The organism is Sorangium sp. So ce117, assembly GCF_051524395.1.
In the GTDB taxonomy this organism is placed as follows: Bacteria; Myxococcota_A; Polyangia; order Polyangiales; family Polyangiaceae; genus Sorangium; species Sorangium cellulosum_B.
Map to the genome: position 1 here is coordinate 8,994,604 of NZ_CP150309.1, position 25,505 is coordinate 9,020,108.

At 73.3% G+C, this 25,505-nt stretch carries 23 protein-coding genes; 11 read left to right on the plus strand and 12 right to left on the minus strand.

Annotation, left to right across the window (positions count from 1 at the left end; translation table 11 throughout):
• Positions 1-139: 139 nt before the first annotated feature.
• Both WMF46_RS33675 and WMF46_RS33680 read left to right on the plus strand, forming a co-directional pair.
• The gene (locus tag WMF46_RS33675) at positions 140-565 is read left to right on the plus strand and encodes a YciI family protein (RefSeq protein ID WP_437980949.1); all 426 of its coding nucleotides are present in this window, start codon (positions 140-142) and stop codon (positions 563-565) included.
• A gap of 74 nt (positions 566-639) precedes the next feature.
• Positions 640-1,923: an RNA polymerase sigma factor gene (locus tag WMF46_RS33680; protein ID WP_437980950.1), complete on the plus strand. Its 1,284-nt coding sequence runs from the start codon at positions 640-642 to the stop codon at positions 1,921-1,923.
• A 108-nt stretch (positions 1,924-2,031) separates the two neighbouring features.
• Here WMF46_RS33680 and WMF46_RS33685 read toward each other — a convergent pair whose 3' ends face one another.
• Positions 2,032-2,847: a Uma2 family endonuclease gene (locus WMF46_RS33685; protein WP_437980951.1), complete on the minus strand. Its 816-nt coding sequence runs from the start codon at positions 2,845-2,847 to the stop codon at positions 2,032-2,034.
• A gap of 107 nt (positions 2,848-2,954) precedes the next feature.
• The gene (locus tag WMF46_RS33690; protein ID WP_012239035.1) at positions 2,955-4,286 is read right to left on the minus strand and encodes an aminotransferase family protein; all 1,332 of its coding nucleotides are present in this window, start codon (positions 4,284-4,286) and stop codon (positions 2,955-2,957) included.
• Between the two features lie 319 nt (positions 4,287-4,605).
• Between WMF46_RS33690 and WMF46_RS33695 the strand changes: the two genes are divergently transcribed.
• Positions 4,606-4,956 (plus strand): ArsR/SmtB family transcription factor, encoded by a 351-nt coding sequence (locus WMF46_RS33695; RefSeq protein ID WP_437980952.1) that lies wholly within the window; start codon positions 4,606-4,608, stop codon positions 4,954-4,956.
• A 109-nt stretch (positions 4,957-5,065) separates the two neighbouring features.
• Here WMF46_RS33695 and WMF46_RS33700 read toward each other — a convergent pair whose 3' ends face one another.
• On the minus strand, positions 5,066-5,542 hold the full coding sequence (locus WMF46_RS33700) for a MarR family winged helix-turn-helix transcriptional regulator (RefSeq protein WP_437980953.1): 477 nt from the start codon (positions 5,540-5,542) through the stop codon (positions 5,066-5,068).
• Positions 5,543-5,938: 396 nt separating this feature from the next.
• Between WMF46_RS33700 and WMF46_RS33705 the strand changes: the two genes are divergently transcribed.
• Together WMF46_RS33705 and WMF46_RS33710 are read left to right on the plus strand one after the other, a co-directional pair.
• Positions 5,939-6,316: a Nif11 family protein gene (locus WMF46_RS33705; protein ID WP_437980954.1), complete on the plus strand. Its 378-nt coding sequence runs from the start codon at positions 5,939-5,941 to the stop codon at positions 6,314-6,316.
• A gap of 96 nt (positions 6,317-6,412) precedes the next feature.
• Complete coding sequence (locus tag WMF46_RS33710) at positions 6,413-7,744, plus strand: cytochrome P450 (RefSeq protein ID WP_437980955.1); 1,332 nt, start codon at positions 6,413-6,415, stop codon at positions 7,742-7,744.
• Positions 7,745-7,798: 54 nt separating this feature from the next.
• Here WMF46_RS33710 and WMF46_RS33715 read toward each other — a convergent pair whose 3' ends face one another.
• Entirely contained in the window at positions 7,799-9,232 is a 1,434-nt protein-coding gene (locus WMF46_RS33715) for a cytochrome P450 (protein WP_437980956.1), read from the minus strand.
• 164 nt (positions 9,233-9,396) lie between these two features.
• Positions 9,397-10,008 (minus strand): hypothetical protein, encoded by a 612-nt coding sequence (locus WMF46_RS33720; RefSeq protein ID WP_437980957.1) that lies wholly within the window; start codon positions 10,006-10,008, stop codon positions 9,397-9,399.
• Positions 10,009-10,342: 334 nt separating this feature from the next.
• On the opposite strand from WMF46_RS33720, the gene WMF46_RS33725 reads away from it, so the two are divergent.
• Positions 10,343-11,341, plus strand: coding sequence for a hypothetical protein (locus WMF46_RS33725; protein ID WP_437980958.1), 999 nt, complete (start codon positions 10,343-10,345; stop codon positions 11,339-11,341).
• 25 nt (positions 11,342-11,366) lie between these two features.
• Here the strand turns inward: WMF46_RS33725 and WMF46_RS33730 are convergent, their stop codons facing one another.
• Positions 11,367-11,699, minus strand: a complete 333-nt coding sequence (locus WMF46_RS33730; protein ID WP_437324296.1) for a transcriptional regulator — start codon at positions 11,697-11,699, stop codon at positions 11,367-11,369.
• Between the two features lie 233 nt (positions 11,700-11,932).
• Between WMF46_RS33730 and WMF46_RS33735 the strand changes: the two genes are divergently transcribed.
• Both WMF46_RS33735 and WMF46_RS33740 read left to right on the plus strand, forming a co-directional pair.
• Positions 11,933-14,485 (plus strand): alpha/beta fold hydrolase, encoded by a 2,553-nt coding sequence (locus WMF46_RS33735; RefSeq protein ID WP_437980959.1) that lies wholly within the window; start codon positions 11,933-11,935, stop codon positions 14,483-14,485.
• 638 nt (positions 14,486-15,123) lie between these two features.
• Positions 15,124-16,584: a hypothetical protein gene (locus WMF46_RS33740; RefSeq protein WP_437980960.1), complete on the plus strand. Its 1,461-nt coding sequence runs from the start codon at positions 15,124-15,126 to the stop codon at positions 16,582-16,584.
• 50 nt (positions 16,585-16,634) lie between these two features.
• Here the strand turns inward: WMF46_RS33740 and WMF46_RS33745 are convergent, their stop codons facing one another.
• A complete protein-coding gene (locus WMF46_RS33745) occupies positions 16,635-17,417 on the minus strand; it encodes a class I SAM-dependent methyltransferase (RefSeq protein WP_437980961.1) in 783 nt (260 codons plus the stop codon).
• 76 nt (positions 17,418-17,493) lie between these two features.
• On the opposite strand from WMF46_RS33745, the gene WMF46_RS33750 reads away from it, so the two are divergent.
• Positions 17,494-18,330: an AraC family transcriptional regulator gene (locus WMF46_RS33750; protein ID WP_437980962.1), complete on the plus strand. Its 837-nt coding sequence runs from the start codon at positions 17,494-17,496 to the stop codon at positions 18,328-18,330.
• Positions 18,331-18,408: 78 nt separating this feature from the next.
• On the opposite strand, the gene WMF46_RS33755 is transcribed toward WMF46_RS33750, so the two are convergent.
• Positions 18,409-19,290 (minus strand): OmpA family protein, encoded by an 882-nt coding sequence (locus WMF46_RS33755; RefSeq protein ID WP_437980963.1) that lies wholly within the window; start codon positions 19,288-19,290, stop codon positions 18,409-18,411.
• Between the two features lie 302 nt (positions 19,291-19,592).
• Here WMF46_RS33755 and WMF46_RS33760 point away from each other — a divergent pair, with 302 nt between their 5' ends.
• Together WMF46_RS33760 and WMF46_RS33765 are read left to right on the plus strand one after the other, a co-directional pair.
• Complete coding sequence (locus tag WMF46_RS33760) at positions 19,593-20,609, plus strand: isocitrate/isopropylmalate dehydrogenase family protein (protein ID WP_437980964.1); 1,017 nt, start codon at positions 19,593-19,595, stop codon at positions 20,607-20,609.
• A 25-nt stretch (positions 20,610-20,634) separates the two neighbouring features.
• Positions 20,635-21,471 (plus strand): hypothetical protein, encoded by an 837-nt coding sequence (locus WMF46_RS33765; protein ID WP_437980965.1) that lies wholly within the window; start codon positions 20,635-20,637, stop codon positions 21,469-21,471.
• A gap of 31 nt (positions 21,472-21,502) precedes the next feature.
• Here WMF46_RS33765 and WMF46_RS33770 read toward each other — a convergent pair whose 3' ends face one another.
• From WMF46_RS33770 to WMF46_RS33785, 4 genes are all read right to left on the minus strand, one after another.
• Positions 21,503-22,213, minus strand: a complete 711-nt coding sequence (locus tag WMF46_RS33770; RefSeq protein ID WP_437980966.1) for a hypothetical protein — start codon at positions 22,211-22,213, stop codon at positions 21,503-21,505.
• A complete protein-coding gene (locus WMF46_RS33775) occupies positions 22,210-22,989 on the minus strand; it encodes a Smr/MutS family protein (RefSeq protein WP_437980967.1) in 780 nt (259 codons plus the stop codon). The genes WMF46_RS33770 and WMF46_RS33775 overlap by 4 nt, the downstream gene beginning before the upstream one ends.
• Positions 22,982-23,359, minus strand: a complete 378-nt coding sequence (locus WMF46_RS33780; RefSeq protein WP_437912358.1) for a hypothetical protein — start codon at positions 23,357-23,359, stop codon at positions 22,982-22,984. Before WMF46_RS33780 ends, WMF46_RS33775 begins: the two co-directional genes overlap by 8 nt.
• Positions 23,360-24,281: 922 nt before the next feature.
• Positions 24,282-25,490, minus strand: a complete 1,209-nt coding sequence (locus WMF46_RS33785; RefSeq protein WP_437980968.1) for a serine hydrolase domain-containing protein — start codon at positions 25,488-25,490, stop codon at positions 24,282-24,284.
• Positions 25,491-25,505 lie beyond the last annotated feature (15 nt).

Here is a 25,505-nt window from a genome sequence, read left to right on the forward strand (position 1 = left end):
TTGACGACATCGTAAAAAAAGATCGCCCGGCGTGTCGATCCCGCGCCCCGCCGTTCGTCGTGACGATGAAGCCACGGTTCGCCCCGGGCAAGAGGCCCTCCGGAGCCCAGCTCCACCAAGGAAGCAAGGAGACACGACCATGCGATTCATCATCCTGATCAAGGCCACCAAGGACAGCGAGGCGGGCGTCATGCCGAGCGAGCAGCTCCTCACCGAGATGGGGAAGTTCAATGAAGAGCTCGTCAAGGCCGGCGTGATGGTCGCGGGTGAGGGGCTCCACCCGAGCGCGAAGGGCGCGCGCATCCGGTTCTCGGGCGACAAGAGGACCGTCATCGACGGGCCCTTCACCGAGACGAAGGAGCTGATCGCGGGCTTCTGGATCTGGGACGTGAAGTCGAAGGAAGAGGCGATCGAGTGGGTGAAGCGCTGTCCCAACCCCATGTACGAGGAGTCCGAGGTCGAGATTCGGCAGGTGCTCACGCCGGACGACTTCGGTCCTGCGCTCACGCCCGAGCTCAGGGAGCAGGAGGAGCGCCTGCGCGCGCAGGGGGCCCAGAAGAAGTAGCCCCGCGCGCCTCGGGGGCTCGCGCCGGCGGCGGGGGCTTGCGCCCGCGGCGGAAGGTGTTCTGATCGGGCGCCGTGACGGCCCCCGAGGTGCATCGCGCCATCCACGCGGTCTTCCGCATCGAGTCGGCCAGGCTCATCGCCGGCCTCGCGCGGATGGTGCGCGACGTCGGCCTCGCCGAGGAGCTCGCGCAGGACGCGCTCGTCACCGCGCTCGAGCGGTGGCCGGAGTCGGGGGTCCCGGAGAAGCCGGGCGCCTGGCTCATGGCCACCGCGAAGCGCCGCGCGATCGACGAGCTCCGCCGGAGCAAGCGGCTCGAGCGCAAGCACGAGGAGCTCGGCCACGAGATCGAGGCCCAGCACGCGCTGGCCGCGCCGGATCTGGACGCCGCGCTCGACGATGACGTCGGCGACGACCTCCTGCGCCTCGTGTTCACGGCCTGCCATCCGGTCCTCTCGACCGAGGCGCAGGTCGCGCTCACGCTCCGCCTGCTCGCAGGGCTGACGACCGAGGAGATCGCGCGCGCGTTCCTCGTCCCGGAGCCGACCGTCGCCCAGCGGATCGTCCGCGCCAAGCGGACCCTCGCCGAGGCGCGCGTCCCCTTCGAGGTCCCCCGCGGGGCCGAGCTCGCGCCCCGCCTCTCGTCGGTGCTCCAGGTCATCTACCTGGTCTTCAACGAGGGCTACTCGGCGACGGCCGGCGGCGACTGGATGCGGCCTGCCCTCTGCGAGGACGCGCTCCGCCTCGGCCGCATCCTGGCCGAGCTCGCGCCGAAGGAGCCGGAGGTCCACGGCCTCGTCGCGCTGATGGAGATCCAGGCGTCGCGCTCCAGGGCGCGGGTCGGACCGTCGGGAGAGCCCATCCTGCTCCTGGCTCAGAACCGCGCGCGCTGGGATCACCTGCTGATCCGCCGCGGCCTCGCGGCGCTCGAGCGCGCCGAGGCGCTCGGCGGCGCGCGCGGCCCCTACGCGCTCCAGGCCGCGATCGCCGCCTGCCACGCGCGCGCGCGCACCGCGGAGGAGACGGACTGGGCGCGCATCGCGGCGCTCTATGCGGCGCTCGCCCAGGTCACGCCGTCGCCCGTCGTCGAGCTGAACCGCGCCGTCGCGCTCTCGATGGCGTTCGGCCCGGCGGCGGGCCTCGCCGTCGTCGACGCGCTGACCTCGGAGCGCTCCCTCGAGAGCTACCACCTCTTGCCGAGCGTGCGCGGCGACCTCCTCGCGAAGCTCGGCCGCCTCGACGAGGCGCGCGCGGAGCTCGAGCGCGCGGCGTCGCTCACGCGCAACGCGCGCGAGCGCGACCTGCTCCTCGCGCGCGCCGCCGCGTGCGCGGGCGGCTCGGCGCCGCCGTCGCGATGATGGCGCTGGGGCCGCCGTCGCGGGGACGCTGGCTCCGCGCCGAGGAGCGCTCCCCGAAGGGCGCGGCCCTCGGCCGCCGTCCCTACGGAGCGGCGGATAGCCGCCAGCTCACCCTCGATCCACGGCCGCCGCGAACACCGCCCCGCTCGCCGCCGTCGCCGCGCTGACGAGCCATCGCTCCAGCGCTGCGGGCTCGCCGCACGCGAGCACCCGCGCCTGCACCGCCTCCGGCACCGCGAGCCCCCGCGCCGAGAGCACCGCGAGGATCGCGCGCGCCTGGGTGCGCGCCTCGACCCACTCGTCCGTGAACCGCGCCGCGTCGCGCTCCTCGAACAGCGCCGCGACCGGCACGGCGCCGAGGCCGTGCTTGCCCAGCTCCGGCAGGAGGGGCACCTCCGCGCCGGGACGGTAGGTGATCGACGCCGTCCCCGGCCGCACGACCTCGAGCTCCCGCCGCTCCGCGTGCGCGATCCACACCCACGGCCACTCGTGCTCCAGGTAGAGCTTCACCTTCTCCTCGAGGTAGCGCCTCGACTGCGTGCCCCGGATCTCCACGGCCAGCAGCGGCGTGCCGCGGTAGGCATCGTTCCGCGGCGACGAGAGATCGCCGACCACCACCACGTCCGGCGCCCGGAGCGACGGCCCTGCCGGGTCGCTGAGATCGCAGTACACGTCGGTCATCACCGTGAAGCCCTCGCGCGCGTGCGTGCGGAAGAGGGCGGCGAGGAGCGCCATCACGATGCCATGGATATCCTTGCTCCCCATCTGCTCGATCAGCTCCCCGCGGTGCAGCTCCCACGGGCTGCCGTCGTAACAGTCGTCGGGCGTGCCCAGACGGCGGCCGGTCGGGCCGAAATCGCGCAGCTCGATCGGCCCCGTGTTCCGGGGCGGACGGGTCGGCAGGCCGTTCGTGCGTGCAGTCATGCCCACGATCCTAGCACGTCGCCGCGCCCCCTCGCCGGGCGCCCTCGCCGCGACCACAGACGTGCTCTTCCGGCGGCCCGTGAAGGGCCGCCTCGCGCTCGAGGTCCTCAGCCCGAGAGCCGCTGATCCGCCACGTCGAGCGCCGCGTCGAGCGCCGCGATCCCCTCGTCGATCTCCGCCTCGCTGATGATGAGCGGCGGCGCCACGAGCAGGTGGCTCACCCACCCCATGAGGGACACCCCGCGCTTCGCCGCCTCGGCGACCACCGCGTCGACCACCAGGGGCCGCCGAGCTGCCTTGTCCTGCGGCACGTTGAACGGCTCCTTGGTCGCGCGGTCCTTCACGAGCTCGACCGCCCAGAACAGGCCGATCCCGCGCACGTCGCCGATCGAGGGGTGCTTCTCCTTGAGGGCGCGGAGCTTCGCGCCCACGACGTCTCCCATCTTCGTCGCGCGGTCGAGGAGGTCCAGCCGGCGATACTCGTCGATCGCGGCGATCACCGGGGCCAGCGTGAGGGGGTGGGCCTCGTAGGTGTGGCCGTGCGCGAACATGTTGTCGTCGAAGTAGTCCGCGATCGCGCGGGAGGTCGCGACGACCCCGAGCGGCGCGGCCGCGTTCGTCACGCCCTTCGCGGTCGTCAGGATGTCCGGCACCACGCCCCAGTGATCGACCGCAAACCACTTTCCGGTCCTGCCCCAGCCGCTCATCACCTCGTCCGCGATGAGGAGCACGCCGCGCTTCCGCGCAACCTCGGCGATCTTCGGCAGGTAGTCGGCCGGCGGGATGAGGACGCCGTTCGTGCCCACGACCGGCTCGACGATCACCGCCGCGACGTTCTCCTCGTGGTCGATCATGTAAGCGAGGTAGTCGGCGCACGCGACGCCGCACTCGGGGTGGCTCCGGCCGAGCGGGCAGCGGTAGCAGTTCACCTCCGGGCCGAACACCACGCCCGGGATCTTGCCGGCCGGCTCGATGAACCAGCGGCGAAAGTCGCCGGTCGCCGCGACCGAGCCCGCGGTCGACCCGTGGTACGACGTGTAGCGCGCGATGATCTTGTGCTTGCCCGTGTAGAGCCGGGCCATCTTGAACGCCGCCTCGTTCGCCTCCGTGCCCGACGTCGCGAAGAAGAACTTGTCGAGCCCCTTCGGCATCACCTCCAGGAGCTTCTGCGCCACCCTGGCCCGGACCTCGCACGTGTGCGCCGGGCTGATGTAGGCGAGCTGCCTCGCCTGCGCGCAGATGGCCTCGATCACGGCCTCGTTCTGGTGGCCGAGGTTCGAGCAGATGAGCTGCGAGGACAGGTCCAGGTAGCGCTTGCCGGACGCGTCCCAGAACGCGCAGCCCTCCGCGCGGGTGACATGGATCGGCTTCCAGCCGCGCTGGGCGCGCCAGGTGCCGTACGTGTGCTTCGTGGTCAGCTCGACGATGTCATCGCTCATGGCAACCTTCGCGGTTCGAGGAGGCGCTCAGCGTAGAGGGTGATCAGACCTCCTCGCACGCGAATTCCCCGGCGCCGCTCGCCCGCTCCCGCGCGCCGCGCCCGCGATTCCGTGCAGCGCGCCCGCGATTCCGCGCGGCGCTTCGCCGTCGCCGCCGCGATGCTCGGACGGATCGAGCGCGTTCGCGGCGCCGCGCGCGATCCCGTCACCAAGGACGGTCGTGATCCGTCCATGAGCGGGCGAGCTCGCCGCCGTGCTGGTCGGTTGACATATTAGGGCTCACTAATATGATGCGGCGCATGGCGCGAGGTGACGTGAGGTGACGAACGCGCGCTCCCCGGACGAGACGTTCCGCGCGCTCGCGGACCCCACGCGGCGCGCGATCCTCGACGCGCTGGCCGGCGGGGAGCGCTCGGTCACCGAGCTGTGCGCGATGTTCGACGTGACCCAGTCGGCGATCTCGCAGCACCTCAGGGTGCTGCGGGACGCCGGGCTCGTCGCGCCCCGCCGGGAGGGGCGCTCGCGGCTCTACCACGTGGAGGCCGCGCCGCTGCGCGCGGTCCATGACTGGGCCGCTCATTACGAGCGATTCTGGGCGAAGAAGCTCGACGTGCTCGGCGCGCTGCACGATCGCGAGGCAGACATCGCGCGCAGAGGGGGCAGATCATGAGACGGCCGGCCACGGCCGTGGTCATCGGGGGGCAGGGGCGACGGCGGCAGCCCCCAGCAGCCGCTTGCTGCTGCCGTCGAGAAGGACACCACGAGGGCGCGTGCGAGCTTCATTTCTCTCTCCTCCTTGTTGATGGAACGGGCGTGTCGTCGATCTCGAGATTGCCGATCATGGCGGCGAGGACACGCCCCGTGGTATCGAGCTCTACGGCCGGGATGCCCCGCGTTGCGCGGCGCTCCACCTCGACCAGCACGTCCTGTACCCAGTCGTACTCCGCGTTCTGAGGCGTGCAGCGCACGCGGAAGGCGCGCGCGTCGCTCTCGTCGGGGGTCCTCTCGACGAGCCCCTTCTTTTCAAGGCGGCCGACGAGGGCCGAGAGCGACGCGGCTGTGATCTGCAGCCGCTCGGCGAGCTCGCGCTGGGTGAGCCCCACGCGCTCTCCGAGCAGCGCGCCGATCAGGCGGAACTCCGCGAGCGTGACCCCCCGCTCGGCGAGGCGCTCCTGAATCAGCTGCAAGGCGGTGCGATCCACGCGAGCGATCCGCGCGAGCAGCAGCGTGGTGAAGACGGTCAGCGTGTCGGGCACCCCAATGGTTAGTAAGACTAACTAACATTATCAAGTGGTATCGCAGGGCCGGCGAGAGCCCCTTCGCCGGGCCGAAGCGTGCGGCGAGGGGGCGGCGCCCGGTCCTCGACATCGCCTCTACTTCCGGTTCCGGTTCCGGTTCCCGTTGCGCGAGCGCCAGCAGGTCGGCGGGCCCCTGGGGCGGTGAGAGAGGCGCCGCTGCGCGAGTTGCGCGAGCGCTCGCGCAACTCGCGCAGCGGCGCGCACAACGGGCCCCTCGAGGGCCGCCATCGCCGGCCATTTCGCCTGCCCGCGGCGCTGGCGCGGGACCTGCTCTGGGAGAGGGAGACGGACCGCGCGCGGCACGCCGCCGCCGCGGTTCCGCGGCCTCAAGGGGCCCGAAGGAGGTCTGCGCACATGACTGGACAACTCACCACGATCGGTGTTTCGACGACGAACCAGGGGACGACGGCAGGACGCGCGCCGAGGAGCGACGCGCGCGCGTTTCTGGCGCAGGTCGAGGTGGACGAGCGCCTCGCGGAGAAGATGGCCGAGGCCGATGGGGATATGACGCGCATCCTCACGATCGCCGCCGAGGCGGGCTGTCCGTGCACCGCGCAGGAGCTCGCGAGGGCGTACGAGGAGCACGTGCGCGCGCAGCCCGGCGCGTCGGCCTATGACTTCGGGTATCCGGTGGTCTATCTCAGCCTCCGCGCGCCTTCGGACCTGAGCCACGCGGCGGTGTACCTGAGCCTTCGCGCCTCTTCGAGCCCCGGCGCCCAGCTGTCTTCCTGAACGACGCCCGCGCGCCCCTGATTGCGGAGCGCCGGCGCCGCTCCCGACGCTATCTCGTATGCAAACCGCGGCTCCACGCTCTCCGGAGAACTGGCCATGATCCGATCCCCCGGTCCGAAAGCGCACCCTCTGCACGGCTCCTGGCCGGAGTTCCGCGCGGATCCCCTCGCCTTCCTGCTCGACGGCACCCTGACGTACGGCGATTTCTTCCGGTTCCGGCTGGGGCTCAAGCAGTGCTTTGCCGTCTCGGATCCGGCCGCGATCCAGAGGGTGTTCTCGGATCGGGAGGGCTTCACGGACAAGACGCCGCCGCACCGGATGCAGGACGCCTATCCGCGAAGCGTCGCCCGCCTCGAGGCGGGTGAGCACATGGAACGCCGGAGGGCGCTCGCACCGGCGTTCCATCGGGAGGCGCTCCTCGCGCGCGCCGAGGGCGCCGCGCGCGTGGTGCGCGAGGCGCTCGCGCGGCTGCGCACAGGCGAGGCGCGCGCGGTGCTGCCGGAGCTCGAGGACGTCGCCCTGCGGAGCGCGTCGATGCTGCTGCTCGGGGAGTCGGGAGAGCATGTCGTGGAGCGCATCGCGACCGAGCTGCCTCGGGTGGAAGCGTGGCTCGGGCACGCTGCAGACGACGAGATGGCCTATGGCCAGGCGAGGGATGCGCTCGCGGCGTCCATCCTGGCGGCGGCAGAGCACCGCAGGGCGGCCGGGAACCGCGGGACGACCGATCTGCTGGATCCGCTCGTGCGCGCTGTGGACGCCGGCCAGATCGACGAACAAGCCCTGATCGACGAGGTCGTGATGATGCTGGTGACGCACGTGCCGACGGCCGCGGCGTCGGCATGGGCGCTCTACGAGCTCGCGCAGCGCCCGGAGGTGCGAAGGCGCCTCGAGGAGGAGCTCGACGCGATCGGCGCGCAGGGGATGGGCGTGCAGGGAGCGGAGGTGGAGCGCGCCTCGATCCTGTCGGCGGTGGTGCAGGAGACCTTGCGGCTGCACCCGCCCGTATGGGTGCTGGCGCGCGAGGCGCGGAGGGAGTTCCGCCATGGGCCGCACGTGGTGAGCGCGGGAGACGAGGTCCTCGTGAGCCCGTATGTCATGCAGCGGCTTCCGCGGTACTGGAAGCGCCCGGAGGAGTTCCTCCCGGAGCGTTTCGAGCCGGGCTCGCCCTGGCACGAGGAGCGCCCGCCTTCGGCGTTCCTTCCCTTCGGGCTCGGCATGCGCAAGTGCATCGGCGAGCGGACCGCCGTGCTGCAGATGAAGCTCATGCTGGCGGCGCTGGTGCGGGAGTTCCGGTTCGACCTGCCCGCAGGGTACGAAGCGGGCGCCGGCGGCCGGCGGGCGCTCGTGCCGCGGGATGGGCTGCCGCTCGTCGTGGAGCGCCGCCGGAGGCCGGATCGGCGTCCCCGCGAGCACGAGCTGACGGGATGAAGGCCAGAGCGCGCGGCCGGCCGGCCGCGCGTAAGGAGACCCGGTGAGCAACGCTCAGGAGAAGCCGATGGGGCACCGCCCTGCCGGCTGCGGCGCGGCGGGCCGGAGCGCGGGCTCCGCCGGGCTGCCCTGGACCGCAGCCGTGCGGCCTTCCGCCCTCGCTCGCTCGCGCTCCCCTTCCAGGATCATCGCCACATCCCCGCTCGGCCCCATGGTGAGCCCGCGGCGCACGTGGTGAATGGGCGCCTGGCTCTCGAGCCGGAGCCGGTATCTCCCGAGGATCGTGCCGAGGGCGACCTTCATCTCGTACATCGCGAACGCCGCGCCCAGGCACCGGCGGGCGCCGCCGCCAAAGGCGATGAACTCGAAGGGTGTGAATTTCCGATCGAGGAACCGCGAAGGGCGGAATCGCTCCGGCGACGGGTAGAGCTCCTCGCGGCCGTGCAGGAGCAGCGGCGAGGCGGCGATCGCCTCGCCGGCCGGGATGGTATAGCCCCTGAGCTGGAACGGCCTTTTCACGACGCGGGCCACGTCCACCACGGGCGGGTGGAGGCGGAGCGCCTCCAGGCACACCGCCTCCAGGTACGGCAGCGACGCGAGCGCGTCCGCCTCGGGCGCGGGACCGAGCGCGTCGAGCTCGTCGAGGAGGCGCGCGAGCACGGCCGGCTCGCGGTGCAGCCAGTACATCGCCCACCCCAGCGACATGGCCGTCGTCTCGTGACCAGCGAACAGGAGCGCCCGGAGCTGGTCCGCGATCTCGACGTCGCTCATGCCCGCGCCGTCGTCGTGGCGGGCGCTCATCATCAGGCCCAGGATGTCCTGCGAAGCGTCCCCCTCCGCGCGCCTCGCCCGGATCTCCTCGAAGAGCAGCGCGTCGAGCGCCCTGGCCGCGCGCTTGTGGCGCGCGTAGGGGCCGAAGCCGGCGAAGTCGCGGCGGAGCGCGGGGATGATCATGAAGCTCGGGCTCAGCGACTCGATGAGCCCGAGCACGGCCTCGCGGGTCCTGCCGACGCGCGACTCGCCCCGCACGCCGAAGACCACGCGGACGATCACGTCGAGCGCGATCGCCTGGGTCGCCGCGAGCATCGAGAACGAGCGGCCCGGCCGCCACCGCGACGCCACGTCCAGGCTGATGTCCGCGATCGCGCCGCCATAACCCCGCATCGCGCCGGCGCTGAACGGCGGGGCGAGCAGCCGCCGATCGCGCCGGTGGCGCGCGCCCGCCGTCACGACCACCGACGAGGTCCCGAAGACCGGCTCCGTCAGCTGGACACCCCAGACATCGAACTCGTCGGGATCGGCCGTGTAGACCGCGCGGATCGCCTCCGGATCGCCCGTGATGGTCAGTATCCCGTTCGGCGACCTCAGGCGAAACGTGGGGCCGTACTCGGCGGCGTAGCGCCTGAAGACGGGCTCGGAGGAGATGAATCCTGCACGAATGGTATCCACAAGGCTCAGCGACTTCGGCCCGGGCGGCAGATTTCCCATCGAGCTGCTCCGTGAGTGAACGAGGGTTGTCGGGATGTCCCCGGCCCGAGAAGACCAGGGCGCCGGGGACATTCGGACACGCGGACCGGCGTTCGGTTCCCTCGGCCCCGGCGGTTCCGTCGATTCCGTCGATTCCGAGAGATCGCCGGCCCGCGCTCAGGGCGTCAGCGCGCCGGCTCCGGCTCGCCCCGCGCGGCCTCGGCGCCAGGCGGACGGACAGCGACCGCGCGGGACAGGAGCAGCGCGCCGGTGAAGAGGTAACCCGACCAGGAACGGAAGACATCGTAGGAGCGGCCCAGCAGCGGAGCGCTCCGAAGAATGTCCCCGATGCGCCACATCTCCTCGTGGCGCGTGATCTCGAAGCTCTCGCCGCCGTCGATCATGCAGAAATCGTAGGTCAGGATCACCCGCACGGGATACGCGCAGCGCGGGAACAGCCGCAGGTACAAGGTGCTGTCGACCAGGGCGCGGCCCGCGTCACGCGGCTCGGAGAGCCGGACGCTCAGCTGAGAGACGTCGAGGTCGAAACGGCCGCCGACGCGAGATCCAGAGAGGCCGACCTGGTACGTCTCGATCCCGCGCACGCGCCGCCATGGATTGACGAACTCGATGCCACGGGCAAGGTAAGGATAGACCTCCTTCTCGAGCGTCACGATCGGAACCTTCGTGTCGTACATGAGGAGCGAGAGGCGTCGGAAGCGCGCCTCCAGGTCGGCGAGCCCGAGGCGCGGCATCGTGGGGATCGTGAACGGGAGGCAGTTCACTTTTGTCGCCATGTCGTGACTCTCCATCCGGATACGCCCCCGCCCGGTGTGAAGCGCCGGTCCGGGCGCGGAGCGATGAAGGCCGAGACGCAATGCATGGGCCGAGGCGGAGCGTGCTGGAGGTGCGAGCTCTGCGGCGCGTCGCTCCGCCCCGCGCGCCGCGTGTGCGCCGCCGCGCAAGGCGCTCGAAAGGCGCTGTTCTCCGCGTGGTTCAGGCAGAGAATCGGCGCGTCCTCGGTGGATTGCCCTGGTCCCTTGGGCGCGCGCGGTTATCTTCCCGCGCCGCTCGGCACGAAGCGCGCCGCGTTTGGCCCTCTCTGCCGGCGGCGAGTCACGAGGAGAAGAAGTGTCACGGGTTGTGGAGCGCGCAGCGAAGACCGCCAGCAATCTCACGGAGCGGCGCAGAGCCGCGGCGCGGCGGGTCGCCGCGTTCATGGCGCTCACCCTCGCCTCGGCGGGGTGCGCCGCGCAGGGAGCGCCGGCGCTCGCCGCGCGCGGCGGCGCGGACCCCGGCGCGAGCGCGGGGGCGCCGGCGCCCGCCGCGCGCCGCGGTGCGGACGGCGCGGACGCCGGCGCGAGCGCGGCGGCAGAGCCGATCTTCCGTGAGGCGGAGTCGCTCGCGGGGCGCTACCGCGTGATCGGCGTGCAGCTCTTCGTGCTCGACCAGGCCGCGGAGGCGGGCGCGGCCGGCGCGCGCGGCGCGGCACGGCGGGCGGCGCTCGAAGCAGAGGCCGCGCGGCTGAGGGCGGGCGTCGCGGCGGCCTACGCCGCGCTCGTCGACGCGCCGGCGCTGCGCGCAGCGGAGCAGCGGCCTCGAGCGCTCCTCGCGCTCGCGCGGGCGCTCCAGGACGGCGGGGACGCGCGCGGCGCCGAGGCGCGGCTGCGCCAGCTCGCCCTCGAGCACCCGGCGTCCGGCGAGGCGGCCGAGGCCTACCTCGCGCTGGCCGACCTGGCGTTCGCCGCGGGGCGCCTCGACGAGGCGGTGAGCGCCTGCGACGCCGCGCTCCGCGGCGCCGCGGGGGCGCCGCTCCGCAAGCGCGCGCTCTACGTGAAGTCGTGGAGCCTGCGGGGCCTCGGCGGCCGAGACGCCACCGACGGGGCCATGAGGGCGCTGCGCGCCATCGTGCAGCTCGGCCCCGCGCGCGCCGGCTCGCTGGAGGCGACGATCGACGAGGCCGCGGAGCGAGAGCTCGTCGAGCTCTACGCGGCGCACGGCGACCTCGCCCAGGCCCGCGCCTTCTTCGCGGGCGCGGGCGAGCGCGCGGGCCCGCGGCTGCTCGGCGAGGTGGAGGCCCGCGCCGCGCGGCGCGGGCGCCCGGAGCCGCCCGATCGACCGGCCCTGTGAGGAGCGCCGCCGCCGCCCGGGAGCCTCACCCTTCGCCCGCGTCGATCCGGAACCGCGGCGCCTCGATGCGCTCCCCCCGGCACGCCGGACAGCGGCTCGGCTTCGCGAGCGACCGCCGCTCGTCGAACGCGTAGCCGCAGCGCAGGCAGCGCGCCGGCGCGACCGAGAGCCGCTCGCCGCGCGCCCGCAACGAGCGCGCGAGGTGCTCGAGGTGCGGCGCCACGTCGCGCTCCCGCATCCCGAGGCGGGTGGAGAGCTCCCACGCGGTCGCCGCTCCCCTGCGGAGCTCCTCCAGAAGCGCCTGCCGCACCGTCTCCGACCGGGGCGCTGGGCTCGGCGGTGGCTTCGGGTCGCTCATCGCTCTCCGCGAGCGTGACACCGCGGCGGCGCCGGTCCAGCGCCGATCGTTCGCGGCTCGCGCGAGCGCGCTCGCGCGCCGGGCTCGCGCCGCGCTCCAGCGCCGCACGGCCACGACAGGCGCACAGGTGCTGCCTCTCACGACGGCGGAGCAGCGCAGCGCGGCACAGACCGCGCGGGCATTGCGCTGCCCACAGCGCGCACGGAGAATGCCGCTCCGGAGAACAGCAGCGCATGATCCCGTGCCCGTCCGACGACGCCCTGGCCACCTGGCTCGCGGGCAACTTCCCGCACGACGACGCGGCGAGCATCCGCGGGCACGTGGCCGGCTGCGACGGCTGCCGCGCGCGGCTCTCGACGCGCCCGAGCGAGAGCGACCTCGGGGCGCCGCTCTTCCTCAACACGATGCACCAGCGCTTCGGCGCGAGCGAGCGGCCGCCGCCGCCGCCCCTCTCCTGGGCGCCGCCCTCGGCCTTCGACGACTACCGCGTGGTGCGGCCGCTCGGCCGCGGGGGCATGGGGCAGGTGTACCTCGCCCACGACGAGGTCCTCGACCGGCCCGTCGCGCTCAAGTTCGTCGCGGCGGACAGCCCGGATCCCAGGACCATCGAGCGGCTGCGCGTCGAGGCCCGCGCGATCGCGCGCCTCCAGCACCCCAACGTCGTCGCCGTCTACCGGATCGGCGAGGTGCGCGGGCGGCCGTACATCGCCTACGAGTTCGTCGAGGGCGAGCCGCTCGAGCTGCTCCCGAAGCCGATCCCGTGGCCCGCCGCGCTGCGCCTCGCGCTCGGCCTCGCCCGCGGGCTCGCCGCGGCGCACCGGCGGGGCGTCCTCCACCGCGACATCAAGCCGGCCAACGTGATGCTCGACGCGAGCGGCGAGGTGAAGCTGCTCGACTTCGGCCTCGCCAAGCTCGCCGACCGGCCCGGCGCCCCCGCCCTCGACGCGGGCCCTCGCGCCGCGCCGAGCTCCGCCGTCGCGCCCGCGCCGTGGGCGCTCGCGGACATGTCCGCCCTGACGACCGCGATCCCGGTGGCGCTCGACGCGGCCTCCACGCTCGGGACCGCGAGCCTGACCGACGGCGGCATGATGATGGGCACGCCGCTCTACCTCGCGCCGGAGCTCTGGGCGGGCACCGCCGGCACGCCCCGCTCCGACGTCTACGCGCTCGGGCTGGTCCTCTACGAGCTGTGCGCGGGCCGGCTGCCTCACGCGGGGCTGGACGTGCACGCGATCGCCAGCTGGGTGACGGCGCGGGCGCTCCCGCCGCTGCGCTCGATCTGCCCCGACGTCCCGGAGATGCTCGCGGCCGTCATCGATCGCTGCGTCCTGCGCGAGCCGGAGGCGCGCTTCGCGTCGGCCGAGGAGGTGCAGGCCGCGCTCGAGGAGACCGAGGCGCTCTGCCGGGCGTTCCAGATCGTCCGCCCCGCGTCGCCCCCCGCGAGCGCGCAGGACGCGGGCGCGGACGTCGTGCGCGCCTCGTTCGAGCGCCTCGCCCCGCGCGCCGAGGCGCTCGTGACGCGCTTCTACGAGCGGCTCTTCGCCCGCGAGCCGGCGCTCCGGGCGCTGTTCCCGCCGGACATGCGCGAGCAGCGGCTCAAGCTCGCCGCGGCGCTGCAGCTCGTCGTCGACAACCTGCGCGCGCCGGACAAGCTGGTCGAGATGCTCGAGGCGCTCGGTCGCCGCCACGCCGCGTACGCCGCGTTGCCCGAGCATTTCGACGCCGTGGGCCGCGCGCTGCTCGAGGCGCTCGAGGAGCTCGAAGGGGACGCGTGGTCGCCCGCCACCGCGCGGGCCTGGGCGGGCGCGTACGCGCAGATCGCCGAGGCGATGCGGCGCGGGCTCGAGGCCGCGCGGGAGGGGGTGGTCTCCTCCACGCGGGCGCCCGCGCGGCTGCACGCGGCGGAGACCCGCCTCGCCACGAGCGCCGACGCGAGCCTGGCCTACAGGATCGCGGGCGCCGGGCCGATCGATCTGGTGCTGGTCCAGGGGTGGGTGACGCACGTGGAGGCCGCGTGGGAGGGCGCGCTCATCTCCCGGTTCTTCGCCGAGCTCGGCGCGTGGGCGCGGCTCATCGTGCTCGACCAGCGCGGCACCGGGATGAGCGAGCGCGAGGGCGCGGGCGCCCCGGCCGAGCAGCAGGCGGAGGATCTGCTGGCGGTGCTGGACGCGGCCGGCGTGGCGCGCGCCGCGCTCCTCGGCGTCGGCGCCGGGTTCGCGCCGTGCGCGCTGCTCGCGGCGGCGCACCCGGCGCGGGCGCGCGCCCTGATCGCGCTCGGGAGCGCGGCGCAGATGTCTGCCTGGCCGGGGTGCCTCTTCGGGCTCGCCGGCGAGGACGCCGAGGAGGCCGAGCGCGCGCTGCGGAGCGGCTGGGGCGAGCCGCTCTTCCTCGATCGCCTGGCCCCGTCCGCGGCGGATGACGGCGCGTTCCGGCGCTTCTGGGCCGCGTACCTGCGCCACGGCGCGAGCCCTGGCGGGGCGGCGCGCATGCTCCGGGCACACGCGGCGGCCGACATCCGCTCCGCGCTGGGCCGGGTGAGCGCCCCGACGCTCGTGCTGCACCGGGCCGGCGATCGGGCCGTCCCGGCGGCGGCCGGGCGCGACCTCGCCGGCCGCATCCACGGCGCGCGCCACGTCGAGCTGCCGGGCGACGATCACCTCCCCTTCGTCGGCGAGTCAGGTCCGCTGCTCGCCGAGCTGCGGGCCTTCCTTGGCGCGGATGCCGGGGGGAGCCCCGTCTCGAGCCTCGTGCCCTCCGCGGCGCTCGGCGCCGCCTCCGGCGGCTGACGCGCTCGGCGCGGGGCCAGGCACGCGGTGCGTCGTCGCCCGGCTCGCGCCGCGGAGCTCTCGTGGACACTCCTGCGCTCGCACGACGAGCCGCGCGGGCCGTCAGACGCGCGCCCGCCTCTCGGACGCTCGCGCTCGCTGCGCTTCCTCGACCCATGTTTGCCCGCGTCACGATGAGCCGATGAGCTCGAGTTCAGCGTGCGGACGTCCGCGTCTCCGGCTTCGCCCGATACGACTTGAGAGTTCTCCTTATCTCGATGTCTCGCCAGAGAGTGCAGAAACATCCTATCTACCTTGCGGTCCTGTGATTCGCCCGCTAGCTTGAATTGATGATGGGATGGTCACGCCCGTTGACCTGCTGTGTCGCTGCCGTGCTTGGCGCATTCGCGAGCGCTTGCTCCGGGACGGAGCAGGGCTCTGCGGGCGCAGGCGGGGCGGGAGGCGACGGCAGCGCCGAGAGCGCGGGTGGCGCGGAGAGCGCGAGCGGCGCCGAAAACGCAGGCGGCGCGGGCGGGGGCGCCGACTGCCCTCCTGGTGAGGAAGGCTGTCCGTGTGGGTCTCTGGGCCAGTGCGACGACGGGCTCCGCTGCGCAGACAGCGTATGTGTTTCGGGGTGTGCCTGCGCCGATGACGACCCGATGGTCGACGGCGACTGCGACTGGCGGGGAGGCCCGGAGGACCCCTCATTCCAGCGCTCGGATACGTGGAGCACCACGGGGGCGGCGCTCGTCTCCCCCGAGGTCGAGGGAAACGGCAACCCCGGGGCCGGCATCATCGGGAGAGACGCGGTGTGCCAGATGGCCGGCTTCTATCAGCGCCTCTCGATGCCGGACCTCGCGTGCGTCGGGCCGCTCCTCCTCACGTTCGCCGCGCGCATCGGCTGCGAGCTCGCGATGGACTGCCTCGGCCCTCCGGGGGTCGGGGTCCGGATCGACGGAGGGATCACCGACCTCGATCTCATGCCCTCTTCGTCCTTTGCCCCGCAACGCGTGTGCCTGGGAGAGCGCGCCTACGGCAGGCCGATCGAGCTGCTCCTCGGGCCCGCCCGGCGTTCTCCCCTGTGCGATGAGGACACCGGACAGGACTTCACGCTGACGTTCGATGACGTCGCCCTTCAGCCGGATGAAATGAACGAGTGCCCGCCGCCTGGCCAGGTGCTGAACGGCGACTTCGAAGCAGGGGCCGCCGGCTGGAAGGCGACCGCCGAGGGCGGCGTCTCCGAGATCGAGCGCGGCCTGGGCCAGGGCGGCGGCAAGGGCGGACATCTCGCCACCACGCTGTTCTGCCAGGTCCCCTCGCTCGAGGGCACGCTCTCGGCGCCCTTGCCGTCCGCCGCGCTGCCGAGCCCGGCGCTCCGCATCTGGAGCCGTGGCAGCCCGGGGGCGATCGTCGACGTGATGCTGAGCACGCACCGGCTGACGGCCCTGACGGGCACGGGCGAGGCGCAGGTCTCGCATGCCTGCTTGCCCCGGTGGGCGCTCGGCATGGCGCACCGCCTCGCGTTCGCCTTCCGGAACCGGCACAGCCAGCCGTGCATGGACGAGAACAAGCGGGATTTCACGGTGGATGATCTCGCCATCGTCTCGGACGACCGCTGCCCCGGGGACGCGCCGCTCTTCGACCCCGGCTTCGAGAACCCCGGCGCCGACGCGGGCCTCTCGCCGACATGGGTCCTCAACGCGGAGGACCCCGCGCGCGGCAGCGCCAGGCTCGCCGTCGACTCAGCGGCCGCGCACGCCGGCGACGTCTCGCTCTCGCTGTCCGTGCGGAAGCCGTGCCGCGAGCCCTCGGCCTCCACCGTGTTCACCGTCCCCGAGCCTCAGGGGACGGCCGGTCCAGCGCTGAAGTTCTGGTACCGCACGAGCCACCTCCTCGCGGCGACCGCCTCCTCGACGCCAGGAGGCGCCCTGGCTGCCAGCGAGCGCTGGACGCAACAGACGCTCTGCCTGGATCCGCGCACGGCGGGCATGCCCCAGCCGATCTCTTTCAAGATAAGAGCCAGCGGCACCTGCGATGCGCCGCTCGACGACGAGGCCTTGCACGTGGACGACGTCGAGGCGACGACCGATCCCTCCTGCCCGGCCGCGGCGCACCCCTGAGCTGCGGAGTCCTGGCGCCTCGAGTCGCCGGGCAGAAGGTGCCTCTCGGCTCAGCCGCGCTTCCGGCCCACCACGATGACGATCGGATAGGCGAAGTGGACCTCGTCCCCCCGGAGCTCTGCGCCCACGCCGAGCGCGTCGACGCCGACGTCGGCGCGGTAGAGGGCCCGGAGCCGGTCCGCTCCGCCGGGCTCCGGGAAGGAGGCCCGGAGCGCGGCCTCGAGCTCCACCTCGAGCCGGTACCGCGTCGTCGTCTCGATCTCCAGCCCCGCCGCGTCGAACAGGGCGCCGAGCTCGCGCTCGGTGAGCGCGCTCGCGTGCGACGGATCGCGGATCTTCTCGGCGGCGTCGTACGCCGCCCGCTTGTCCTCGGCCGGCGCCACGTCGATCACGGCGACTCGCCCGCTCCTCTGGCACACGCGGGCCATCTCGCGCAGCGTCACGAGCGGCTCCAGCAGGTGATGGAAGCTGTAGCGCGTCGTGACCAGGCGATAGCTCTCGTCCGGATAGGGCAGCCGGCTCGCGTCACCGAGCTCCCAGGTGACGTTGGAGAGGCCGAGGCTCGCCTGCCTCTTCCGCGCCTCGTCCAGCATCGCCGGGACGATGTCGAGCCCCCGCACGCTCGCCACGCGCTGGGCCAGCGCGCAGGCGACGATCCCCGGCCCGCAGGCCACGTCCAGGGCCGCGTCGCCCGGCGCCGGGGCGAGCGCGTCGAGCAGCAGCCCCATGGCGGATTCCGCCGAGTGGGCCCGGACCTCGGCGAACGGCCTGGCCTGGCGGGTGAACTGTTCCTGTATCAACGCATCGTGCGCCGCGGGAGTGGCTTGCTTCATGGCGCTCGAGGGTGGACGCGCTCCGGCTTTACGGCTGCCCGCGAACGGACAAAGATCACCGCCGAGAGGCCAAGCCTTGCAAGCCCGCGTCCTGACCCCGACGGAGACCACCGAGCACCTCGCGCGGCTCGGGCTCGATCATGCCGGCGCGCGCGCGTTCTCCTACGAAGACGAGCTGCGGGGAGCCGTGTACGGCTGGCACACCCACGCGCGGCACCAGCTGCTCTGTCCTCTGGCCGGCACGGCGCGCCTCGAGGTCGAGGACGCGTCCTTCCTGCTCCCCCCGCAGCTCGCCGCGCTCATCCCCGCGGGCGAGCGGCACGCCACCACCTGCGGCGACGCGTCCATCGTCTCGATCTATTTCGAGCCCGCCGCGTTCCCTTCTCCCCTCGCGGCGGTGAGGATCTTCGAGATCCCCGCGCTCCTGCGCGAGATGGTGATCTACGCGCGCCGCTGGCCGGTCGCGCGGCGCCCGGACGACGCCGCGGCCAACACGTTCTTCGCGGCGATGGCGGACCTCATCGGCCCGCTCCTCGATCGCGGCGCCACGTACCGGCTGCCCCGCGGCAAGACGCGGCCGGTGCAGCGCGCGATCGAGTGCGCGCTGCGCGACGTCTCCAGCGCCGATCTCCCGCGGGCCGCGGCGTTCGCCGGGGCGACCGAGCGCACGCTGCGGCGGCGGTTCCGCGAGGAGACCGGCGTCACGTGGCGCGGCTTCGTCACGCGCGCGCGCGTGCTCCGGGCGATCGACCTGTTCTCCAGCCCGAGCGCCAGCGTCACGCAGGTCGCGCTGGACGTCGGCTTTCAGAGCCTCGGCGCGTTCGCCGCCGCGTTCCGCGCCGTCACCGGCCAGACGCCGAGCGAGTTTCGCAGGACCGCCCGGCCATCGCCGGGCGGTGGACACAAGAGCTGATCTGAGCCGACCTGACGGCGCGGACGTGATCGCCGAAGAGCGCGCCGCGGGTGGCGGCGCGCGCCGCGAGATTGCGGGTTACTGCGTGATCGCCCGGAGGTCGAGCATCTCTTCGACGCTCGGGACCACGATGAGGTCGCAGCGGCGGTTCTTCTGCCGGCCCTCGTCGGTGTCGTTGGTCGCGACCGGATCGGTGTCCGCGAAGCCCGCCGCGCTCCAGTTCGCGACGGGGAGCGCGCCCCCGCCGCCCTTCACGTCGGCCGGGCTGACGAGGAACACGAGCACCTCGCGGGCGCGCATCAGCGACAGGCCCCAGTTGTCGCGGAACTGGCCGCCCGCGAGCGGCTTGTTGTCCGTGTGGCCGGCGACCTGGTAGTCGCGCTGGAGCAGCGACTTGTCGTTCTTGACGACCGTCGCCACCTTGAGGAGGATCTCCTTGCCCTCCTTCTTCAGCGACTCGCGCCCGGAGTCGAAGAGGACGTCGCCCGGCAGCGAGATGACCATCCGGTTGTTCCGGATGTTCACCGCCAGGCCGAGCTTCGTGAGCTCGTCCAGCTTCTTCTTGAGCGTCTCGAACCGCGCCTTGATCGCCTCCAGCTGGCGGGCGCGGGCCTTGAACTCGGCGAGCGCCTTCTCGCGCTCCTCCAGCGTCGAGCTCAGCTGCGACACCTGCGTGCTCGTCGCCTGGAGGTTCTCGTTCAGCTTGCCGATGTCGACCCCGGCCGCCTCGAGCTGCTTCGTCAGCTCCGCGACCTTCGCCTGGGTCGCCTCGAGCTCCTTCTGCGTCTCGGCGAGGCGGCCCTCCGTGGTCTGGTGCTGGCTCTGAAGGCGGTTGTACTTGTCGAGCTGGGCCTTCCACTCCTCCTCGGAGTAGCCGCACCCCAGCGAGGACGACGCGATCACGGCAGGCAGGAAGGCCGCGAAGGCGGTTCTGCGACCTTTCAAGACACGAGGGTGCATGAGCACGCTCCTTCACTCTAGTTGGTGAACATGGGCTGGGGCCGATGGCTCGGCCCGCGCCCGGTTCCAGGTGACAGCGGCCTGTCAGGCCGTGCGGACGCGTACCCTACCGAGGTCGCGCGCGATTGTAAAAGGCCGTATCGAGCCGCCCGAACCGCCGCCTCGCGCGCCTCTCTCCGTCGCCGCGCCCAGTCACCGCGTCCGCCAGGCGCGGCGCGCTGACGCGGCGCGTGGTTGCGCCATCACAACACCGTCGCGCTTGTCCATTGTTCCCTCCTGCGCACCTGCTAATGGGACGGCCCATGGCCTATCGCATCACGCTGATCCCGGGCGACGGCATCGGCCCGGAGGTGGTGACGGCGACTCAGGATGTGGTCTCAGCCGCCGGCGTCGCTGTCGACTGGGAGATCCATCACGCGGGCATCGAGGTCGCGAAGCTGACGGGCTCGCCGCTCCCCCTCCCCGTGATCGACGCCGTGCGGAAGAACCGGATCGCCCTGAAAGGCCCGGTGACGACGCCGATCGGGGGCGGGTTCCGCTCGGTCAACGTCACGCTCCGGCAGACGCTCGACCTCTACGCGAACGTGCGGCCGATCCGCAGCCTGCCGGGCGTCGAGCCGCGGTTCGACGTCGACATGGTCATCGTGCGCGAGAACACCGAGGGGCTCTACGCCGGGCTCGAGCTCATGATCCTGCCCGGCGTGGCCCAGAGCATCAAGCTCACGACCGAGCGTGGCTCCAGGCGCATCGCGGAGTTCGCCTTCCGGTACGCGAAGAAGCACGGCCGGAGCAAGGTGACGATCGTCCACAAGGCGAACATCATGAAGATCTCCGACGGCCTCGCGCTCGACTGCGCGCGGCGGGTGGCCGTGGGGCACCCCGAGATCCAGCTCGGCGAGATGATCGTCGACGCGGCGGCCATGACGATGGTCCGCGATCCGAACCGGCTCGGCGTGATCGTGACGGAGAACCTCTACGGCGACATCCTCTCGGACCTCGGGGCCGGCCTGGTCGGCGGGCTCGGGATCGTGCCCGGCGCGAACATCGGCGACGACGCGGCGGTCTTCGAGGCGGTGCACGGGTCGGCGCCGGACATCGCGGGCAAGGGCTACGCGAACCCGACGGCGCTCGTGCAGAGCGCCGTGATGATGCTGCGGCACCTCGGCGAGCACGACGCGGGCGATCGGATCGAGCGGGCGCTGACGACGCTCTACCGGGCCGGCCAGGTGCGCACGCGCGACCTCGGCGGCGCCGCGAGCACGAGCGACTTCACCCGGGCGCTCTGCGCGGAGATCGAAAGGCCTCGCGCGGAGGCCTAGCGGAGGGCATCCTGATCCCGCAGACGTGGGATCCGCCTTCACGTGGCTGCTCGAGTGGTGCGCCGAGCTCGTCGGCGCGACGGACGGGGCTGCCGGCGCCGCGGGCGACGACGCGAGGCGCCGGCGGCGGCTGCTGCTCTTCCTCGCGCTCTCGTCGCTCGTCGCGGCGAGCTACTTCCTCAGCGAGATCTGGGGCGTGAAGGGCCTACTCCCGGCCGCCCTGTTCTTCGCGCTCGCGGTGAAGGCGACGCGCGCCGTCCTCGACGCGCGCGCGTCGCTGTGGCGCGCCGCCGCGCTCGACCTCGAGGACCCGGCGCAGCGCCCGCGCGCCGGCGCGGATCCGTGGTTCTCGCCCCCGACGGCGAGGGTCCTGCGCGCGCTGGCCGCCGTGATCGACGCCGCGCGCCGCGAGCGCTACGCGGCCGCGCTGGAGCGGCTCCCGTCGGTCGATCGGGCCGCGCTCCGGCCCGACGAGGCGCGGCTGCTCGAAGCGGCCCGCGCGCTGCTCTCGCTGGGCCTCGGCGACCCGGCGCGCGCGGCGCAGCAGGCGATCGTCGCGCTGCCCACGGGGATCGACGCCATCGACGCGCGGCTCGGCCGCGTGGTGATCGCCGACGCGTGGAAGAGCCCCGCGCGGCTCGAGGCGATCGAGCGCGCGTGGCGGCAGGAGCTCCAGGGCGGCGTGGCGTCCGAGGCGATCGAGCGCCTCCTGTCGCTGTCGCGGCTGCGCTTCGCGCCGCACGCGCTGGAGGCGCTCCAGCCCGTCGAGGCGCGCGCGCTGTCGGCCGAGGCCTGGTCGATCGGCGAGGAGGAGCTCGCCGCGGCGCTCGAATCCCGCGCGCGGAGCGGCGTCTACCGCTGAACCGGCGGCTCGCGGCGGCGGCTCGCGCGGCTCACGGCGGCGGCTCGCGCGGCACGGCGGGCGCGATCTCGCGCAGGAGGCGGAGGCCGCCGAGCGAGATCTCGACCACCGCGGCGAGCCGCTCCGCCACGAGCTGCTCCGCCGAGGGCCCCGCGGCGCGCGTCTCCGCGACGAAGGCGAAGCAGCGCCGGCCGGAGCCGCCGAAGGCGACCGCGAAGCCGTCGATCGGCGCTCCCGGCGGGGTGTCGGCGACGCCTACCGCCACGACCGTGTCGAACCCCTCCGGCACGTCGATCCGGCGCTCGGCGGCGGTGAGGCCCTCGCCGGGGCGCGGCAGGTCGCGCCAGAGCCGCGCGCGCGCCTCGCACGCCGCGCGGCTCGCGCGGCCGTCCTCGCGCCAGGTGCGCACGAGCAGCGACGTCGACGACGCGGCGTGGGTCGCGACGAGCCAGGGGCCCTCGCCGTCCTCGACGCGGAAGCCGCGCGCGTCGGGCAGGGGGAGCCGGAGATCGAAGCGATCCGAGCGGTATTCGCCGAGCTCGCCGTCGCCGAGCGTCGACGCCGCCTGCGCGGGCGGCGCGGGCTTCGGCGGCCCGGGCGGCGCCGCCGGGGTCGGCGTGCACGCGGGTACCAGGGCGAGCAGCGCGGCGGCCGGCGCGAGGGCGCGGCGCGGCGCGCGCGCCTTCGGCTGCGGCCCGTGCCCCGGCGCTCCGGCGGGCTCGGCGCGCGGCTCCGGCCTCATCGCGTGAGCAGGACGAGCAATGCGCCTGCGCCGCCCTCCGCGTCCGGGGCCGTCGCGAAGGCGGCGACGTGGCGGGCGACGCGGCCGTTGCTCAGCCAGGCGGCGATCTCGCCGCGGAGCACGGCGTGGCCGCCGGGCGAGTGGTTGCCCTTGCCGTGGACGATGGCGACGACGCGGTCGCCGTCGCGCTGGCGCTTGCAGACGAACGCCTCGACGGCCTCGCGCGCCGCCTCGAGCCTCAGGCCGTGCAGATCCAGGGTGCCGTCGACGGCGTAGCGGGCGCGGCGGAGCCGCCTGAGCTCGCGCGGATCGACGTCGAGGCGCCGGCCCTCGATGCGCTCGCTGTCGTCCGTGGTCTCGAACTTGATCCCCTCGATGACGAGCGAGCGCATGCGCGAGCGCGCGTCCTCGTCCGGATCGAACGTGATCGTCGGGAGCGCGGCTCGCTCGACGCGGCTGGCGGTGACCGGGATCCGGGTCGCGCGGTCCTCGAGCACGCGGACGCCGGCCATGTAGATGGCGAAGGTCTCGGGGTCGACGGGCCGCGGCGCCTGCTCGGCGCTTGGCCGCGGCGCCGCGCCTGCGCCCGGGGGCGCGGGCGATCTCGTCTTGGGCTTCGCATCGGTCGAGGCCGCCGTCGCCTTGGGCTTCACCTCGGTCGAGGCCGCCGTCGCCTTGGACGAGGCCGCCGTCGCCTTGGGCTTCGCCTCGGGCGCCGGCTTGGCCTTGTTCAGCTGCCGGAGCGTGGAGAACGGCTGATAGAACGCCTCATTCACCTTGCGCGCCGCCGCCTTCGCGGCTCGCTCCGGGCTGGCCGTCGTTCTCGTGTCTCTCTCGCGCTTCGCGCCCTTCGCCATCCCCCAGAACATCGCTCGCTAGGCCGCGGAGTGCAAACCGGACGGCTTCGATGCCGGCGAGCTGCCCGTCCTCGAAGTGCCAGTCGGGGTCGTCGAGGCCGGGGAAGTCGTGCGGGTTGCGGATGTCCTCGGCCGTGAGCGTGGGGATGAGGCGCCTCGCGAGGTCGATGACCTTGGCCCTCTGCGCTCCCTCCATGTCGGCGAGCAGCGCGAAGATGCGGTGGAAGAGCTCGGCGGGCGAGGGGGCGGCGGGCGGGGCGCCTGGGCGGCCCGCGTCGTGAGAGCGCATCGGGCGCAGCATACGCCATCGGGCCGGGCGCGCCGCGCGCCCCGTCGCCGCGCGCGAGGCCGCTCGCGCGCGGAGCTCCGCCGCCTCCCGCGCGTGGCAGCCCGGGCTGCGGCGAGGGGGAGCGGGGCTCCGCCGGCCCCCCGAGCGGCTCGTCAGGCGCGCCGGGCGAGGGCGCATCGTGACCGACGCCCCCGCCCTACGGTTTCCACTCCGCGCGGCGCGAGGAACGGGGACCCACCCGCCCCCGGCGCCGCTCCTGGATCGAGGTCAGCGAGGCTCTCCGAGGCGCATGATCGGCCCGGGGCGGTCCTCTGCCGGCGTTGCCTCTGATCGCCCGGGGTCATGGGGCTGCCCGTATGGATGGAAGTCCCCGTACGGCCTGAAGGGCCTGAACGGCCGGAAGTGCCCATACGGCCTGAAGGGTCTGAACGGCCGGAAATGCCCATATGGCCTGTGCGGCCCGAACGGCCTGAACGGCCTGAAATGCCCATGATATGGGACGTCATCCGGGGGAATCCTGGCGTCGGGGAAGTCCGAGCTCGTCGTTTCCTCGACGAGCACGAGATCTTGAATGGGCGTCGTGCTCCCCGCAGCAGCCATCTGCGCGGCGCCGAGCGCCATTCCGGACAGCGCCAGGCCCCCGAGCGCTTTCACCAGCTTCATCACGGAATCCTTTCGCGATGCGAGCGTCTTGCCGGGCGTCATCCCGTGCGGGCTGCGTCCATGGCGATGCAAGCGTGGGGCCCGTTCGCGGCGGACCGCTTGTGCCACGCACGGCGGCGCGGGCTCCTGATAACCGTGGTTCGGCGTCGCGCGCGCGCCTCGCACGCCGCGGGGCGCCGCGTGTGCGCGCGGCGGACAGCGACCGGCACCGGCCTGCGCGCGTGCGCGTCGATATCGACGCGACGGTCCCCTTCCCGGCTCAGGGCGTGATCAGGACATTCGACAGTTCATCGACGATCCTGCCGACATCGCCGCCGTCGAGATTGACGAGCACGGTGATAGAAGCATCCTTGTCGACCACGTAATAAGACGACGACGTGAAGCCCCAGATACCGCCGTCGTGACCGACCTGGACGCCGAGCGGAGATTCCCGGCGCGACAGCCCGAGGCCGTACCCGGTGACCTCGCCGAGGGGCGCGTCGACCCACGCGGTCATCTCTTCGATCTCGGCGGGGCCGAGCAGCGTGCCGTCGAGCAGCTTGCGGTAGAAGCTCGTGAGGTCGCCCGTGGTCGAGACCAGCGCGCCCGCCGCGCCGGCCGCGGACGCGTCGATCGCGGAGGTCATCTCGACGAGCTCTCCTCGGCTCCGCCCGTAACCGTGCACGAGGCCGGGCAGGGCCTCCTCGGCGCCGTCGAGGTAGGTGTGCGCGAGCCCCGCCGGCTCGAGGACGCGGGCGCGGAGCAGCTCGCCGATGGGCTCTCCCGAGGCCGCTTCGACGATCAGGCCAGCGATGATGTAGTTCGTGTTGGAGTAGGCGAAGCCGCGCCCTGGCTCGAAATACGGCGGCTTCGACGCCGCGAGCTCGATGAGCTCCGCGGGGGTCCACGTGCGCGTCGGATCGTCGAAGGCCTCGGTCCAGAACTCGTCGAGCGCCGTGTAATCGAAGACGCCGCTCGTGTGGTTCAGGATCTGTCGCACAGAGATCTGCTCTCCGCGGGGAACACCGCCGACGTACGCCGAGACGGCGTCGTCGAGCGACAGCCGGCCTTCCGCGCGGAGCATCAGCGCCAGCGTGGAGACGAAGGTCTTCGTGATGCTCCCTGCGCGGAAGAGATCGCCGGGCTGGATGGCCACGTCGGCCGCGGTGTCCGCGACCCCCGCCGCGCCGAGCCAGCTGCACCCGCCGAGGTGCACGGCGGCGGCCGCGCCAGGGAGCCGCTGCGCATCCACGGCCGCGTCGAGCGCACGCTGGAGCTCGACCGAGAGCTCGTCGCAGCCGGCGCCCGGCGTATCGTCTGGGCCGCCGGGTCCAGCGGCGGCGCTCTCGACTCCGACGCTCCCACGGTCCTCGTCGTCCGTGGTGGCCACCATGTCGAGCGGAGCGGGCGAGGAGCTCGTGCACCCCGCGAGCAGGACAACGCCAATACAAGAAGAGAAGAAAGCGGTCGGCCGAAGAACACGGCTCATCAATCGGGTCTCCAT